The organism is Paraburkholderia lebeckiae (genome assembly GCF_050436325.1).
Classification (GTDB): Bacteria; Pseudomonadota; Gammaproteobacteria; order Burkholderiales; family Burkholderiaceae; genus Paraburkholderia; species Paraburkholderia tuberum.
Genome location: NZ_JBNDLZ010000002.1, coordinates 1,429,200 through 1,444,069 on the forward strand (window position 1 = coordinate 1,429,200; position 14,870 = coordinate 1,444,069).

Sequence of the window (14,870 nt, forward strand, 5' to 3'; positions counted from 1 at the left end):
TCTTTGTGCTACTCGTGCGCCGGCGCGCCGCGTCCCCGGATTGCGCGCCGCACCTCTCGACTCATGCCGCGCGCGCCGCGATACCACGCGCGCCGCGCCGTTGCGCGCCCGGCTCGCGCGCCGCGAGCAGCGCGACCGCCACGCTCGGCGCGCAGGTCGCCGCCCATGCCGCGCAAGCATCGGGCACGCCCGCCAACGCGCCGAAATCGATATAGCCGCGCGCCTCGTCGCGCGCCAATGCGGCGACGAGGAAGCGGCCGCAGCCGGCGCCCACCAGCGGCGCGGCCGCGAGCACCGGCTGCGCGGCGACCACGCGCATCAGGTTCGCGCCGATTTCGCGCACCTGCAGCGCGCGCCAGCGCCGCGCAAAGTGCAGCCATTCGACGTCCGACGCGTCGTGCGCGTCGTGCCCGATCATGCGCGCGAGCCGCGCGCGGCTCGCCGCCTGCGTTTTCGGCCCCTGGTCGGCGCTCGGCTGCACGTCGTGCAGCGGGTCCAGTTCGCCCGTCAGCCGGTAGACGTCGGCGGTCGTGGCAAACCATTCGTTCATCACGTTCAGCATGGCGCCGCCGAATTCGATCCGATGCGCAACGCCGCACAACGGCGTGCGCACGACGCCGTGATACACGAGTTCGCCGGTCGCGAGCCGGCCCGCATCGGTCGCGGCGCGCGCGACGACGCGGCCGTCGACGATCGGAATGATGTCGGTGGTGGTGCTGCCGATGTCGATCAGCAGCGCGTTCGCCATGCGGGTAGCGACCCAGCTCGCGGTCGCGAGCCAGTTCGCCGACGCGACGTGACGCCAGCCGGCCGCGCAGTCGGCGGCGGCGAGCCAGCCGGCGTCGCCGGCGTAGAAACGCAGTGATGGACCGAGCCGCTGCGCGAGCGCGGCCACGATCGCGCGCACGCCTTCGGCGCGATCCGCGAACAGGTCGACCATCTCGCCGGTCATCGTCACCGCATGCTGCGCGGCGTCCGTGCGGGCCTGCGGCCAACGCTCGAAAACGAGGTCGATCGTGCGGTGCAGATGGTCGAGCCCCTGCCAAAGCGGACACGGCCATTGCACGACGTCCAGCACGGCGTCGCTGCCGTCGACGAGCGACACCTTCACGTGCGCGCCGCCGACGTCCCAGCCGAACCGCGCCGCCGGGTTCGAACGGGCGGGGCTCAAGGGCGCACCTCGTACGTCGGCCAATTGGCGCGCGCCGCGCCGCAGCGCTCGAGGCGCACGCCATGCGCGGCCAGCAGCGCGCGCGTCAGGCCGCTGCCGCGCGCCGCCGACAGCCCCGCATAAGCGACCGTCAAACGCGGATTCACTTCGATCACGACCGGCCCGAGTTGTGGGTGCCACACGACATCGATGCCGACGAAGCCGCGCAAACCCGGGATGGCCCGCGCGACGCGATGCGCGAGCGTGTCGAGCGCGCGGCCCATGTCGCTGTGCTGGTCGATCTGATCGACCAGCACGCCGTCGAACTCGACGATCCGCGCAACATCACCCGACGCGTCGCCGCCGCTCAGCCCGATCTCCTGACGATTGATGCTGAGGAACTTGGTAGCGTCGCCGCGGCAGATCAGCGACAGGCTCAACGGCTCGCCATCGACCCACGCCTGCAGCACCGGATTGCGCGCCGCCGCCGCGCGCGCCTCGTACTCGGCGCAGGCATCGGCGAAGCGCTCGTACACGATGGTGTCGAGGCCGCCCGCGCCGTCGTCCGGTTTGACCACCCACCGGCCGTCGTGCTGCGCGGCTGAGTCGCCGGGTTCGAGCGCCGGCGTCGTCGCAATGCCATGCGCGGCAAGACACGCCGCCGTCGCGCTCTTGCTCGACGCGACGCGGATCGCTTCCTTCGCGCAGCCGAGCCAGCGCGCGGTGCCGACCGCATCGTGAAAGCGCAGCAGCAGCCCGTCGCATTCCGGCGCGACGACCCACGCGTAATCGTGCTGGCGCGCCGCGCGCGCGACGAACGCCGTCATCGATTCGCCGGGTGCGGCCATACAATGGGCCTCGCCCGCCCCTGGCGTTTCGAAGCGCGAGGTCGCGAACGTGACCTGCACGCCGTCGAGTTCACGCAGAGCGGCGACCAGCGCGTCGCGCATCACGCGTCCTTCGACGATCAGCGCGCTCAAATCGGCGAGACTGCCCGGGCCGGCGAGCTGGGGGTCGATGCCGCCGCCGGTGAGATACTCGTAGACAAAGATTCTGTTCAAAGGAAAGCGCCCCTATGCAGGTGATACCTGTTCTCGATCTGCTCGACGGCCAGGTCGTACGCGCCGTGCGCGGCGAGCGGAGCGCCTATCGGCCCATCCAGTCCCGCCTCGTCGCGACGAGCGACCCACTTGCCACCGCCCGCGCGCTGCTCGAAGCCAGCGGCGCGCGCACGCTCTATATCGCCGATCTCGGCGCCATCCTGCAGCGCGGCGCGCATGCTTCGACACTCGCCGCATTGCGGGCCGCGCTGCCCGGCATCGAACTGTGGCTCGACGCGGGTTTCGCGGACTACGCGTCGATGCGCGCGCTGTTCGAGCGCATCGACGACGCCATCGATCAACACGACAGCCCTGCTGCCGGTTCCCACCTCGCGACTCTCGTGCCTGTGTTCGGCTCGGAGACGCTGCGCGATATCCACGCACTGCACGCGGCTCAGCGCGCCGGTCTCGCGCCGATCCTGTCGCTCGATCATCGCGCGGGCGAACTGCTCGCCGCGCCCGCGCTCGATCGCTCGTCGGCGCGGTGGCCGTCGCGCGTGATCGCGATGACGCTCGACCAGGTCGGCAGCTACGCCGGCCCCGATCTCGCGACGTTCGAGCGCGTGCGCGCGCAGGCCGCCGCGCACACCACGCTGATCGGCGCGGGCGGCATTCGCAATCGCGACGATCTGGCCGCCGCGGCCCGCACCGGCGCAAGCGCCTGGCTGGTGGCGTCCGCGCTGCACGATCGACAGATCGACTGCGCGCATTCCGATTCCGCGTAGGCCTTCCATACAATTTCCATGCCACGCGTTCTGACAGCGCTGTCGGTAAACGCAACACGAGCCGGACTGTTCGCGCGTGACACTCTGCTTGACACTCTGCTCCAGAACGGCACACATTTTGTATGGCGCAGCGGGCCTTTGACGCCGCGCGCCGACGCAGGATCAGGCACGCTTGCCGCAGGGACCCGCGCATGTTCATCCGCTGAATGCAAAGCAGTACGACCGTAGGCGCGGCCCGCTTCAGCGCGGCGCTCGCCCGCCGAGGCGTGTCGAAAGATCGGCATGGAGCTTGCTAAACCTGCCCCATGCATAGCCCCTCCATCGATCCATCGCCCCCCAGCCCGAGCGCAACGCGCGCCGCGGCGCTCACACGCGACTGGATCTGTCCGTTTTGCCCTTTGCTGTGCGACGACCTGGCCGCCGCTGCCCACGACGACGGCACGCTCGATGTGCCGGACACCGAATGTCCGCGGCTCGCTCACGCGCTCGCGCAGTACGGCGCGACGGACGCGCAATGCGCTTGCACCGTCGATGGCAACGAAGTGGACAAGGATGCCGCGCTGGCGAGCGCCGCGCAGTTGCTCGCGAACGCGCGCCGCCCATTATTCGGCGGCCTCGCCACCGACGTCGCCGGCACCCGCGCGCTGTATCCGCTTGCCGCCGCCTGCGGCGCGATCCTCGATCATCTGCACGGCGATGCGCTGACGCCCGCGACGCTCGCTTTGCAAGACCGCGGCTCGTTCTTTACGACGCTCTCCGAAGTGCGTGCGCGCGCCGACCTGCTGGTGTTCTTCGGCTGTCAGCCGTCGCGGCGCTATCCGCGCTTTTTCACGCGCGCGCTGGCGGGCACCGAACTCGCGCGCGAGCTGGTCTTCGTCGGCTGCGAAGCGGACCCCGCCGCGGCCGGCTTCGCGCAAACGCGCATCGACACGCTGCTGCCGGACACCGATCCGTACGACACGCTCGCGCTGTGGTCAGCGCTCGCGGAAGGACGCGACGCCGCCGCGCTGAGCCACGGCGATGGCCGCGCAGCCAACGTGGCAACCGCGCTCGCGTCGTTGCACGCGCGCATCGCCGGCGCGCGCTATACGGTGGTCGTCTACGAACCGGCCGCACTGCCCGCGCCGCACGCGGCGCTGCTGATCGAAGCGCTGAACCGGATCGTGAAGGCCGTGAATCGCACGACGCGCGCGGCATGTCTCGCGCTCGGCGGCGACGACGGCGCGTTGACGGTCAATCAGACCGTCACGTGGCTGTCCGGCTTGCCGCTGCGCACGCGCGTGTCGATGCCGGCGCACGCCGCGGGCACCGCGCCGCTCGATCACGATCCGTACCGCTATCGGACGGCTCGGCTGCTCGCCGAACGCGAAGTCGATGCGCTGCTGTGGATCGCGGGCTTCGCGCCGCACGCGTGGCCCGCGTCGCTCGATCCCGCGCTTCCCCTGATCGTGCTCGGTCATCCGGCGCTCGCCGATGCCGCCAGGGCACGCGGCGCGAACACCGTGTTCGTGCCGGTCGCGACACCGGGCGTCGATAGCGGCGGGCATCTGTTTCGCATCGACGGCACGGTCGTGATGCCGCTCACCGCCGCGCGTGGTGCCGCGCTGGAGTCGGTGGCGTCGATTGCCGCGAAGTTGAGCGGGCGATTGAGCGAACGCTCGAGTACGCGCGAGGATCAGCCATGACTCTCGTCCGGCTCAAGGGCGGCACGTTGTTCGACCCGATCCACAACGTCAACGGCGAGCGCCGCGACCTCACGTTCCGCGACGGCCGCATCGTCGACGTGCCCGCCACCACGCCCGTCGATCGTGAATACGACGCGACCGGCATGATCGTGATGGCGGGCGGCATCGACCTGCATTCGCATATCGGCGGCGGCAAGACCAATCTGTCGCGCCTGCTGCTGCCCGAGGACCATCGCGCCGATGCGCGGGGCGCCCATGCGCCGCGCGAGGCCGCCTACGAAGCCGCGCGCGACGACAACGGCCGCTACCTGCGCCTGCCGTCGTGCGGCGTCTGCACGCCGGGCACGCTCGCGACCGGCTACCGCTACGCCGAAATGGGCTACACGGCCGCGTTCGAGCCGGCGATGATGCCGTCCAACGCGCGCCACACGCACCTCGAAATGGGCGACACGCCGATCATCGATCACGGCGCGTACGTGATGCTCGGCAACGACGAGCTGTTTCTGCGGATGCTCGCCGCGCGCGACGACTTCGAACGTCTGCGCGATTACGTCGGCTGGACGATCGACGCGAGCAAGGCGCTCGGCGTCAAGGTGGTCAACCCCGGCGGCATCTCGGCGTTCAAGTTCAACCAGCGCTCGCTAAACGTCGACGAGCCGCACGCGCACTACGGCATCACGCCGCGCGACGTGCTGCGCACGCTGACGCGCGCGCTGACCGAGCTGCGCGTGCCGCATCCGCTGCACGTGCACACGAGCAACCTCGGCGTGCCCGGCAACCTCGCCTCGACCATCGCGACGATGGACGCCGCCGACGGCCTGCCGATCCATCTGACGCATATCCAGTTTCACAGCTATGGCACCGAGGGTTCGCGCAAGTTTTCGTCGGGCGCGCGGCAGATTGCCGAGGCCGTGAACGCGCGGCCGAACGTGTCGATCGACGTCGGCCAGATCATCTTCGGACAGACCGTCACGGCCTCCGGCGACACGATGATGCAGTTCCGCAACGCGCCGCTCGCGCGGCCGCACAAGTGGGTGGTGGGCGATATCGAGTGCGACGCGGGTTGCGGCGTGCTGCCGTTCCGTTATCGCGAACAGAGCTACGTGAACGCGCTGCAATGGATCATCGGCCTCGAAATCTTCCTGCTCGTCGACGACCCGTGGCGCGTCGCGATGACCACCGATCATCCGAACGGCGGACCGTTTACCAGCTACCCGCATCTGATTCGCCTGCTGATGGACAAGCCGTTTCGCGATGAGCAATTGGCGAAGCTGCATCCCGAAGCGCAGGTCGCCAGTGCGCTGCCGGAGCTCAAGCGCGAATTCTCGCTGTACGAGATCGCGATCATCACGCGCGCCGGTCCCGCGCGTCTGCTCGGTCTGCGCGATCGCGGCCATCTCGGCGCGGGCGCGGCGGCGGACATCGCCGTCTATCGCGACGACCCGGACCGCGAGCGGATGTTCACGTCGCCGGCCTATGTGTTCAAGGACGGCGAACTGGTCGCGCGCGACGGCACGCTGGTCGCGACGCCGACGGGCGGTATCCATTTCGTCGCGCCGGAATTCGATCGCGGCATCGAGACCACGCTGCGCGCGTATAGCGACGCGAACCTCGCGAGCAACTTCGCCCACGCCGCGATCAGCGACGACGAAGCCTGCCGCTGCTGCCGCGGCGGACGACTATTGCCCGTGGAATGTCTAACCTGACGCGTCCACGATGAACGCACCCGCCCCGCTCGACATCAACGGCACCGCGATCGACGCGACCTTCGCCGAAGCCTTTCCGATGAAGGCGACCCGGCTCGTGATCACCGCGCACACGCCGACGTGGGCGATGCACGCGGCGAACTCGCTGGCGGGCTTCGCGACCTCGGTGATCGGCTGCGGCTGCGAGGCGGGCGTCGAGCGTACCCTCGCGCCCGATGCCACGCCCGACGGGCGGCCCGGCGTCGCGGTGCTGTTGTTCGCGGTGTCGTCGAAGGAACTCGCGAAGCAGATCGGGCGGCGCGTCGGCCAGTGCGTGCTCACCTGCCCGAGCACGGCCGTCTACGGCGGCATCGATCCGGCCACGAGCCGCGCGCCGCTGTCCGACCCGGCGCCGCTCGGCAGCGGACTGCGCTTTTTCGGCGACGGCTGGCAGATCGCGAAGATGATCGACGCGGGGAACGGACCCACGCGGTACTGGCGCGTGCCGGTGATGGACGGCGAGTTCGTCTGCGAAGACACGGCGGCGACGGTCAAGGCCGTCGGCGGCGGCAACCTGCTGCTGCTCGCGCGCGACCTCGGCGCCGCGCTCGCGGCCGCCGAAGCCGCGGTCGCCGCGATGCGCCGGCTGCCGAACGTGATCATGCCGTTTCCCGGCGGCATCGTGCGCTCGGGCTCGAAGATCGGCTCGAAGTACGCGGGCGCGACCGCGTCGACCAACGACGCGTTCTGCCCGAGCCTGACCGGCCTCGCGCGGCGCAGCGAGTTGAGCGCGGACGTTGGCTGCGTGCTGGAGATCGTCATCGACGGTCTGACCGACGCCGACGTCGGCGCGGCGATGACGGCCGGGATCGGCGCGGCCGCCGGACTCGGCCGCGCGGCCGGCGTGCTGCGCATTTCGGCGGGCAACTACGGCGGCAAGCTCGGGCCGTATCACTTTCATCTGCACGAACTGGCTGCGGGGCTCAACGGGAGTCACGCATGAGCACGACCACGTTGCGCGTGACGACACCACCCGGCTTTCGCGTCGATGCCGCAGCGCTGTCACCCTCGGCGCTGGCCAGCATGAGCGTGGCCGAGATCGAGCGCATCGTGCTGCCGGCCGGCAACGAGCGCTGCGTGGTCGGCGACGTCTTCGAGGTTTCGCGCGACGACGCGCCTGCGTCCGGCGACGACATGGCCACGCTGCTGATCGACGGCGCCGCGCGGTGGCTGGACCGGCTCGGCGCGCAGATGGATGGCGGACGGCTCGTCGCGCGCGGCTCGGTCGGTGACTACAGCGGCTTCAGAATGAGCGGCGGCTTGCTTGAAATCGACGGCGACGCGGGGCACTTCACCGGCTGCGAAATGCGCGGCGGACGCGTGACGGTGCGCGGCGACAGCGGCGACTTCGCCGCCGGCGCACTGACGGGCGATATGGAAGGCATGAGCGGCGGCACGCTGACGATCCACGGCAACGCGGGCGCGCGGCTCGCCGACCGGATGCGCCGCGGCCTCGTGCTGGTCGGCGGCAACGCGGGCGACTTCGCGGCGTCGCGACTGGTGGCGGGGACCGTCGGCGTGGCGGGGCAACTGGGCGCGCATTATGCCTATGCAATGAGGCGTGGCACGCTGCTGCTCGCGCAACGGCCCGAGCCACTGCCGCCCCCTACTTTCACCGGCGGCGGACACGGTTTCGACGTATTCTGGTCATTGCTCATACGCAGTCTCGCGGCCGAAATCGCGCCGTTTTCGCAGTGGCGCGCGGATCGTCTGCCGGTCCGCTTCACGGGCGACCTCGCGGTCGACGGCCGCGGTGAAATACTGATCGTCGGCTGACGCAGCGCTATGTCAGCCGCGACTGAAACGGTGTTCGGCGAAAAAGAAACGTCCCGCAACGATGTTGCATGGAGACAGGGCATGACGACAGCAGATTCCGCAAACGCGAAGCCTGATATCGACGTCAACGCAAATGCCAGCGCCGGCGGCCCGCGCTATGCCGGGCTGCTGATCGCGCTGCACTGGCTGATCGCGCTCGGCATCGTCGGGCTGCTCGCGCTCGGGCTTTATATGGTCGGATTGCCGAAGGGCTTGCCTGTCAAAGCGACGCTGATCAATCTGCACAAGTCGCTCGGACTGACGGTTTTCCTGCTGGTGCTTTTGCGCATCGTCGCGCGGCTGGTCCTTCACCGGCCTCCGCTGCCGCCGATGCCACCGTGGCAACGCGCCGCCGCGCGCACTACGCAGGGTCTTTTATATGTCGGCATGGTGGCGATGCCGCTTGCCGGGTATCTCGGCTCGTCGTTCAACACCTACGGCACGCGCTTCTGGGGCATCCTGCTGCCGAAGTGGGGCTGGGACGACGCGCATCTGCGCGCACTGTTCTTCGGCCTTCACCACGCCATCGGCTTCGCGCTGATCGTGCTGATCGTGCTGCACGTGGCGGGCGCGTTCAAGCATCAGTGGATCGATCGCGACAACCTGCTCGCGAGGATGCTGCCATGACGATGCCAAGCTTATCGCGCCACACGCAGGCGGCCGCCGCGCTCGAAGTCCATACGCTGCGCACGCGCGATGGTCATCGCGTGTGGTATGCGCTGGCCGGCGCGCGCGACGGCGTGCCGGTCGCGGTGCTGCACGGCGGCCCGGGCAGCGGCAGTCAGCCTGGCGTGCTGCGGCTGTTCGATCTGCGGCGCTTTCGCGTCGTGCTGATCGACCAGCGCGGCACCGGTGCCTCGACGCCGCACGGCAGCGTGCGCCACAACCGCACCGACTATCTGATCGCCGATCTCGAAGCGATTCGCGCGCGGCTCGGCTTCGCGCGCTGGGGCGTACTCGGCGGATCGTGGGGCGCGGCGCTCGCGCTCGCGTATGCGGGGCAGTGTCCGCGGTCGGTGACGGGCGTCGTGCTGCGCGGCCTGTTCCTGACGTCCGCGCGCGAAGTGCGCGGTTTGTTCATCGGGTCACGCAAGCGTGCGCCGCGTGCGTGGTCGAGACTGCGTGCCGCTGCTCGCTGCGAGCAGCCCGCGACACTGGCCGCGCGTTGCGGCGAGACCTCGCAATACGGCGCGAATGAAGCGCGGCAACGGGCGCTCGCGCTGGCCTGGCGCGGCTATGAAAACGCGGTGCTCGCGAGCGCATCGCCGCGAGGCGCCGCACAACGACGTGCGAACCTGCGAAACCCACGCGAATCCCAACGCCACGCGCGCAAGCTGATCGGCAAATACCGGATTCAGGCGCACTACCTCGCGCATCGCTGCTGGCTCGGCGAGACGCGTTTGCTGTCGCTCGCGCGCCGCGCGGCGGCGGCCGGGGTATCGATTGCGGCCGTGCATGGTGGGCGCGATCCGGTGTGTCCGCGCGGCAATCTGCGACGTCTGTCGCGCGCGGTTCCGTCGGCGCGCGTCGAGTCTGTCAGCGCGGCGGGTCATCTGGCGAGCGACCCCGCGCTGCATGCATGCGTCGCGCGGGCGCTCGCCGCGATGTTCACTCCCACCGTCGAAGAGGGGCGCAGCAGCATGCGTCGCGCGGCATGAAGATCAAGGTACTCGGCTCGTCGGCGGGCGGCGGCTTTCCGCAGTGGAACTGCAATTGCCGCAATTGCGACGGAGTGCGTCGCGGCACGGTGAAGGCGACGCGCCGCACGCAGTCGTCGATCGCGGTCAGCGCGAACGGCGAGGACTGGCTGCTCGTCAATGCCTCGCCCGATCTGCTCGCGCAGATCGCCGCGCATCCCGAACTTCAACCAGCGCGGCGCGCGCGCGACAGCGGCATCGCCGCGGTGCTCGTGATCGACGCGCAGATCGACCACGTGACCGGCCTCTTGATGCTGCGCGAACGCGACACCCCGCTGCCGCTATACGCAACCGATGCGGTCTGGCAAGACCTCCGCTCCGGCTTTCCGGTCGCGCCGATCCTGTCGCACTACTGCGGAGTCGAGCACCGCCGTATCGCGCTCGACGGCGCGCCGCTCGCCGTCGACGCGCTGCCCGGCATACGCATCGACGCGCTGCCGCTGTCGAGCAAGGCGCCGCCGTACTCACCGCATCGCAATGCGCCGGAGCGCGGCGACAACATCGGACTCCTCCTGACGAACCTGCAATCGGGCCGGCGCGTGTTCTACGCACCGGGGCTCGGCGCGATCGAGCCGCACGTGCTGGCGGCGATGCGCGAGGTTGATCTGCTACTCGTCGACGGCACGCTGTGGACCGGCGACGAAATGATCCGCCTCGGCCTGTCGAAGAAGACCTCGGCGGATATGGGCCATCTGCCGCAGAGCGGTGCGGGCGGCATGATCGAAACACTCGATTCGCTCGGCGCGAAACGCAAAGTGCTGATCCATATCAACAACACGAATCCGATCCTGATCGAAGACGGCCCCGAGCGGCGCGTGCTAGGCGAGCATGGCATCGAGGTCGCGTATGACGGAATGAGCTTCGAGCTTTGAAGCGCGCAGTGAAGATTACGGAGCGATGCGGTAACGAGGCGCGGCTGCGAACGACGATAAAACGGAGACGGCATGAACGCGAAAGACATTCAGGACACGACACCAACACGCGACGTGAGTACAACGGGAACTCAAGGCATCGACCGACCCGCCTGGAGCCGTGAAGAATTCGAGGCGCAGTTGCGCGCGAAGGGCACCGCCTATCACATCCACCATCCGTTCAACGTGAAGATGAATAGCGGCGGCTGCTCGCGCGAGCAGATTCGCGGCTGGGTCGCGAACCGCTTCTACTACCAGATCAACATTCCGCTGAAGGATGCGGCCGTGCTGTCGAACTGTCCGGACCGCGAGACGCGCCGCCGCTGGGTGCTGCGCATTCTCGATCACGACGGCTACGACGGCGCGGAAGGCGGCATCGAAACCTGGGCGCGTCTCGCGGACGCGGTCGGCCTCACGCGCGACGAACTGTGGTCGCTCGAACACGTGACGCCGGGCGTGCGCTTCGCCGTCGATGCGTATGTGAATTTCGCGCGCCGCGCGCCGTGGCAGGAAGCGGTGTGCTCGTCGCTGACCGAAATGTTTGCGCCGCAGGTGCATCGCGACCGGCTCGCGAGCTGGCCCGAGCACTATCCGTGGATCGAACCCGAGGGCCTCGCGTACTTCCGCTCACGCATTTCGCTCGCGCAGCGCGATGTGCAGCACGGACTCGAGGTCACGCTTGCCCATTTCACGCGACGCGATCAGCAGGAACGGGCGCTCGACATCCTGCAGTTCAAGCTCGACATTCTGTGGACCATGCTCGACGCGATCGAGAAGGCGTTTCCGCAATGAACGACTCGACACGCGCCGACCCCGCCACGCCGCTCGCGATCGCGAAGCCATTCCGCCTGCAATGGGAGCCCGCGCAGAACGCGCACGTGCTGCTGTACCCCGAGGGCATGGTGAAACTCAATCAAAGCGCGGGAGAAATCCTCAAGCGCTGCGACGGCACACGCGACATCGATACGCTGATCGCCGAGCTCGAACAGGCGTTCCACACGACCGGCATCGGCAGCGAGGTGCGGGCCTTCATCGCCGACGCGCATGGGCGCGGCTGGCTGGAGTAGCGCGATGACCGATCTTTCTCAACCTGGCTCTCAACCCGGCGCGCAAGCGCAAACCGGCGCGGCCGCCGTCGTGCCGCCGCCGCTGTGGCTGCTCGCGGAGCTGACCTATCGCTGTCCGCTGCATTGCGCGTTCTGCTACAACCCGCTCGACTACACCGATCACAACCGCGAACTGACCACCGTGCAATGGCTCGACGTGCTGCGCGAGGCGCGCGCGCTCGGCGCGGTGCAGCTCGGCTTTTCGGGCGGCGAGCCGCTGGTGCGCGACGACGTCGAAGTACTGGTCGCAGAAGCGCACAGGCTCGGCTTCTACACGAACCTGATCACGTCGGGCGTCGGTCTCACCGATCAGCGCCTCGGCGATCTGAAGGCCGCCGGGCTCGATCACATCCAGTTGTCCTTCCAGGATTCGACGCAGCAGTTGAACGACTTCCTGAGCAGCACGCGCACCTTCGAACTGAAGCAGCGCGTCGCCGTCGCGCTCAAGCGGCACGGCTTTCCGATGGTGATGAACTGCGTGCTGCATCGCTACAACCTGCCGCATGTCGACAAGATCATCGAGATGGCATTGGCTCTCGGCGCCGAATATCTGGAGCTGGCGAACACGCAGTTCTACGGTTGGGCGCGCGAGAACCAGGCGCAACTGATGCCGACGCAACAGCAGCTCGAAGAAGCCGAAGCGGTGGTCGCGCGCTATCGCCGCACGCATGGCGAGCGCTGCAAGATCTTCTTCGTCGTGCCCGACTATTTCGAGCGGCGTCCGAAGCGCTGCATGAACGGCTGGGGAGCGGTGTTCCTCGGCGTCGCTCCCGACGGCGCCGCGCTGCCGTGTCACGCGGCGCGCGGCCTGCCCGGCCTGACGCTGCCGAACGTGAAGGACATGCCGTTGCGCGAGATCTGGTACGACAGCGACGCGTTCAACCGCTTTCGGGGTTTGCAGTGGATGAAGGAGCCGTGCCGTAGCTGCGATGAAAAGGAACATGATCTCGGCGGCTGCCGCTGCCAGGCCTTCCTGCTGACCGGCGACGCGGCCAACGCCGACCCGGTCTGCGACAAGTCGCCGTTTCACGACACCGTGGTCAAGATCGTGCGGCGTGCAGCATCGGGATCTGCATCGGAAACCGGGGCGACAGCAGCGGCCCGCGAACAGCCGATCCTGTTCCGCAACGACGCCAACTCACGCAAGTTCGCGGCCGCTGCCCGCGAGCCCGACGCCGGCGGCGATAACCGGGCGTCACCCGGAGTCCAATCATGAGTGCCGACACCATCTCCGTTCTGCTCGTCGACGACCATGCGGTGGTGCGCGAAGGCTACCGGCGTCTGCTCGAACTGAATGCCGACGTCGAGGTGTGCGGCGAAGCGGGCGACGCCGCGCAGGCCTACCAGCGTTTTTGCGCGCTGCGGCCCGACGTGGTCGTGATGGATGTGTCGCTGCCGGGCGCAAGCGGCATCGAAGCGATGCGGCGCATGCTCGCGCGCGAACCGGACGCGCGCGTGCTGATCTTCAGCGTGCACGAGGAATCGATCTTCGTGCGGCGCGCGCTCGACGCGGGCGCGCTCGGCTACGTGACCAAGGCGAGCGCGCCCGACGTGCTGGTCGAAGCGGTGCGCTCGATTGCGCGGCGTGCCCGCTACCTGAGCCCGGACATCTCGCAGGCGCTCGCGCTGCGCACCGCGTTCAACGAAGGGCCGCCGGGGCGTCAGTTGTCGGCGCGCGAGTTCGAGGTGCTGCGGCTGCTCGTGCAGGGCTATACGCTGCCGAGCATCGCCGAAAGGCTGGGCCTGAGTCAGAAGACGGTGGCCAACCACCAATCAGTGATCCGGCAGAAGTTCGGCGCCGACAACGGTGTACAGCTCGCGCAGATGGCAAGCCGCCTCGGGCTTCAGTTCACGGGCTCGGCCAGCCCCGCGTGAGCGGGCACGCGCGCGCAGAACAGAAAACCGCTCTGCGGCTCGCTCGCGATGTGAAATTCGCCGCCGAGCGCCTCGACGCGTTCGCGCATGCCGATCAGCCCGAGCCCGCTGCGCGGCTTCGTCAGATCGGTGCCGGGGCCGTCGTCGGCCATCGTGACGACGATCTCGTCGATCTGCGTGCCGTTGTGTTCACGCGGCGCGCGCACCATGAACAGTTCGACCCGCGAGCGGCGCGCAAACTTCGACACATTCGTCAGTCCTTCCTGCACGAGCCGGTACAGCGTGATCGTCAACGCATCGCTGAGGCCGCTGAAATCGCCTTCGATCGTCATCGAGAACGACGCCTCGGGCAAGCGCTCGCGCCAGCCGTCGACGCAATGTTCGAGCGCGGTCGGCAAGCCGAATTCGTCGAGACCGATCGGCCGCAGGCGGCGGATCATGCCACCGATCTCGCGGTACACATGCGTCGCGCTCTGCATCAGCCCAAGCGCGATGCGATGAATTTCCGGCTCGCGCTCGCCCGATAGATCGCGGATGCGCGCCGCGTCGAGCGAGATCGCGTTCAGGTATTGACCCAGTTCGTCGTGCAGCTCGCGTGCCATATGGCGGCGCTCCAGTTCCTGCGCCTGCAGCGCCTGACTGGCAAGGCGCCGGTTGTCGGCGAGCAGCCGTTCGGCCTGTTCCTCGAGCATGCGGCGATGGCGCGCTTCGCGGCGCGCATCGCGATAGCGGCGCCACGCGAACCACGCGAGCGCGATCGACAGCACGAACAGCGTGCCCGGCAACTCGTCGAGCTGGAAGCGCTCCATGCCACGCGTGAACCGGTAGACCTTCTCGCTGAGATCGAAGGCGGCGCCGAGCACCGCCGCGAGCACGGTCACGGCGACGACCCAGCCGACGTCGCGCCATATCGGCGACGATGGCGGCGCTCGGTCAGCGGAAGAGGAATGGATCGGTTCGCTTGACATGACGCTTGCATTCTACTCAGCGCCGGCACGCGCAGCGGGTTTTGCGCGAGTTTGGGAACGCTTCCCCGGCAGATCGGGAAAAGCTCCCGCGCG

General features: G+C 68.7%; 15 protein-coding genes. 12 read left to right on the forward strand and 3 right to left on the reverse strand.

Annotation, left to right across the window (positions count from 1 at the left end; all coding sequences use genetic code 11):
• Positions 1–61: 61 nt before the first annotated feature.
• The gene (locus OKW44_RS09765; RefSeq protein WP_018424587.1) at positions 62–1,171 is read right to left on the reverse strand and encodes a hydantoinase/oxoprolinase family protein; all 1,110 of its coding nucleotides are present in this window, start codon (positions 1,169–1,171) and stop codon (positions 62–64) included.
• The gene (locus tag OKW44_RS09770) at positions 1,168–2,211 is read right to left on the reverse strand and encodes an ATP-grasp domain-containing protein (RefSeq protein ID WP_018424586.1); all 1,044 of its coding nucleotides are present in this window, start codon (positions 2,209–2,211) and stop codon (positions 1,168–1,170) included. The genes OKW44_RS09765 and OKW44_RS09770 overlap by 4 nt, the downstream gene beginning before the upstream one ends.
• Before the next feature lie 14 nt (positions 2,212–2,225).
• On the opposite strand from OKW44_RS09770, the gene OKW44_RS09775 reads away from it, so the two are divergent.
• The 12 genes from OKW44_RS09775 to OKW44_RS09830 all read left to right on the forward strand — a co-directional run bounded on the left by OKW44_RS09775 (position 2,226) and on the right by OKW44_RS09830 (position 13,809).
• On the forward strand, positions 2,226–2,975 hold the full coding sequence (locus tag OKW44_RS09775) for a HisA/HisF-related TIM barrel protein (RefSeq protein ID WP_018424585.1): 750 nt from the start codon (positions 2,226–2,228) through the stop codon (positions 2,973–2,975).
• A gap of 305 nt (positions 2,976–3,280) precedes the next feature.
• The gene (locus tag OKW44_RS09780; RefSeq protein WP_026226549.1) at positions 3,281–4,660 is read left to right on the forward strand and encodes a molybdopterin-binding domain-containing protein; all 1,380 of its coding nucleotides are present in this window, start codon (positions 3,281–3,283) and stop codon (positions 4,658–4,660) included.
• Entirely contained in the window at positions 4,657–6,366 is a 1,710-nt protein-coding gene (locus OKW44_RS09785) for a formylmethanofuran dehydrogenase subunit A (protein ID WP_018424583.1), read from the forward strand. The genes OKW44_RS09780 and OKW44_RS09785 overlap by 4 nt, the downstream gene beginning before the upstream one ends.
• Before the next feature lie 10 nt (positions 6,367–6,376).
• Positions 6,377–7,348, forward strand: coding sequence for a formylmethanofuran--tetrahydromethanopterin N-formyltransferase (fhcD, locus tag OKW44_RS09790; protein WP_018424582.1), 972 nt, complete (start codon positions 6,377–6,379; stop codon positions 7,346–7,348).
• A complete protein-coding gene (locus OKW44_RS09795; RefSeq protein WP_018424581.1) occupies positions 7,345–8,181 on the forward strand; it encodes a formylmethanofuran dehydrogenase subunit C in 837 nt (278 codons plus the stop codon). Before fhcD ends, OKW44_RS09795 begins: the two co-directional genes overlap by 4 nt.
• 81 nt (positions 8,182–8,262) lie before the next feature.
• Positions 8,263–8,847, forward strand: a complete 585-nt coding sequence (locus OKW44_RS09800; RefSeq protein WP_026226548.1) for a cytochrome b — start codon at positions 8,263–8,265, stop codon at positions 8,845–8,847.
• Positions 8,844–9,878, forward strand: a complete 1,035-nt coding sequence (locus OKW44_RS09805; protein WP_018424579.1) for an alpha/beta fold hydrolase — start codon at positions 8,844–8,846, stop codon at positions 9,876–9,878. The genes OKW44_RS09800 and OKW44_RS09805 overlap by 4 nt, the downstream gene beginning before the upstream one ends.
• The gene (pqqB, locus tag OKW44_RS09810; protein WP_018424578.1) at positions 9,875–10,789 is read left to right on the forward strand and encodes a pyrroloquinoline quinone biosynthesis protein PqqB; all 915 of its coding nucleotides are present in this window, start codon (positions 9,875–9,877) and stop codon (positions 10,787–10,789) included. The genes OKW44_RS09805 and pqqB overlap by 4 nt, the downstream gene beginning before the upstream one ends.
• 72 nt (positions 10,790–10,861) lie before the next feature.
• Entirely contained in the window at positions 10,862–11,620 is a 759-nt protein-coding gene (gene pqqC / locus OKW44_RS09815; RefSeq protein ID WP_018424577.1) for a pyrroloquinoline-quinone synthase PqqC, read from the forward strand.
• Positions 11,617–11,895, forward strand: coding sequence for a pyrroloquinoline quinone biosynthesis peptide chaperone PqqD (gene pqqD / locus OKW44_RS09820; protein ID WP_018424576.1), 279 nt, complete (start codon positions 11,617–11,619; stop codon positions 11,893–11,895). The genes pqqC and pqqD overlap by 4 nt, the downstream gene beginning before the upstream one ends.
• A gap of 4 nt (positions 11,896–11,899) precedes the next feature.
• Positions 11,900–13,150, forward strand: a complete 1,251-nt coding sequence (pqqE, locus tag OKW44_RS09825; protein WP_018424575.1) for a pyrroloquinoline quinone biosynthesis protein PqqE — start codon at positions 11,900–11,902, stop codon at positions 13,148–13,150.
• Positions 13,147–13,809 carry a response regulator gene (locus tag OKW44_RS09830; protein ID WP_018424574.1) on the forward strand — a complete coding sequence of 221 codons (663 nt, stop codon included), beginning with the start codon at positions 13,147–13,149 and terminating at the stop codon, positions 13,807–13,809. The genes pqqE and OKW44_RS09830 overlap by 4 nt, the downstream gene beginning before the upstream one ends.
• Here the strand turns inward: OKW44_RS09830 and OKW44_RS09835 are convergent.
• The gene (locus OKW44_RS09835; protein WP_018424573.1) at positions 13,779–14,777 is read right to left on the reverse strand and encodes a histidine kinase; all 999 of its coding nucleotides are present in this window, start codon (positions 14,775–14,777) and stop codon (positions 13,779–13,781) included. The genes OKW44_RS09830 and OKW44_RS09835 overlap by 31 nt on opposite strands.
• Positions 14,778–14,870 lie beyond the last annotated feature (93 nt).

Bases quoted from the DNA above. Each gene is read 5' to 3' on its own strand.
- OKW44_RS09830 (WP_018424574.1), top strand. From the start codon at position 13,147: ATGAGTGCCGACACCATCTCCGTTCTGCTCGTCGACGACCATGCGGTG.
- OKW44_RS09775 (WP_018424585.1), top strand. From the start codon at position 2,226: ATGCAGGTGATACCTGTTCTCGATCTGCTCGACGGCCAGGTCGTACGC.
- pqqE (WP_018424575.1), top strand. From the start codon at position 11,900: ATGACCGATCTTTCTCAACCTGGCTCTCAACCCGGCGCGCAAGCGCAA.
- pqqD (WP_018424576.1), top strand. From the start codon at position 11,617: ATGAACGACTCGACACGCGCCGACCCCGCCACGCCGCTCGCGATCGCG.
- pqqC (WP_018424577.1), top strand. From the start codon at position 10,862: ATGAACGCGAAAGACATTCAGGACACGACACCAACACGCGACGTGAGT.
- OKW44_RS09785 (WP_018424583.1), top strand. From the start codon at position 4,657: ATGACTCTCGTCCGGCTCAAGGGCGGCACGTTGTTCGACCCGATCCAC.
- OKW44_RS09800 (WP_026226548.1), top strand. From the start codon at position 8,263: ATGACGACAGCAGATTCCGCAAACGCGAAGCCTGATATCGACGTCAAC.
- OKW44_RS09805 (WP_018424579.1), top strand. From the start codon at position 8,844: ATGACGATGCCAAGCTTATCGCGCCACACGCAGGCGGCCGCCGCGCTC.
- pqqB (WP_018424578.1), top strand. From the start codon at position 9,875: ATGAAGATCAAGGTACTCGGCTCGTCGGCGGGCGGCGGCTTTCCGCAG.
- OKW44_RS09835 (WP_018424573.1), bottom strand. From the start codon at position 14,777: ATGTCAAGCGAACCGATCCATTCCTCTTCCGCTGACCGAGCGCCGCCA.
- OKW44_RS09780 (WP_026226549.1), top strand. From the start codon at position 3,281: ATGCATAGCCCCTCCATCGATCCATCGCCCCCCAGCCCGAGCGCAACG.
- OKW44_RS09795 (WP_018424581.1), top strand. From the start codon at position 7,345: ATGAGCACGACCACGTTGCGCGTGACGACACCACCCGGCTTTCGCGTC.
- fhcD (WP_018424582.1), top strand. From the start codon at position 6,377: ATGAACGCACCCGCCCCGCTCGACATCAACGGCACCGCGATCGACGCG.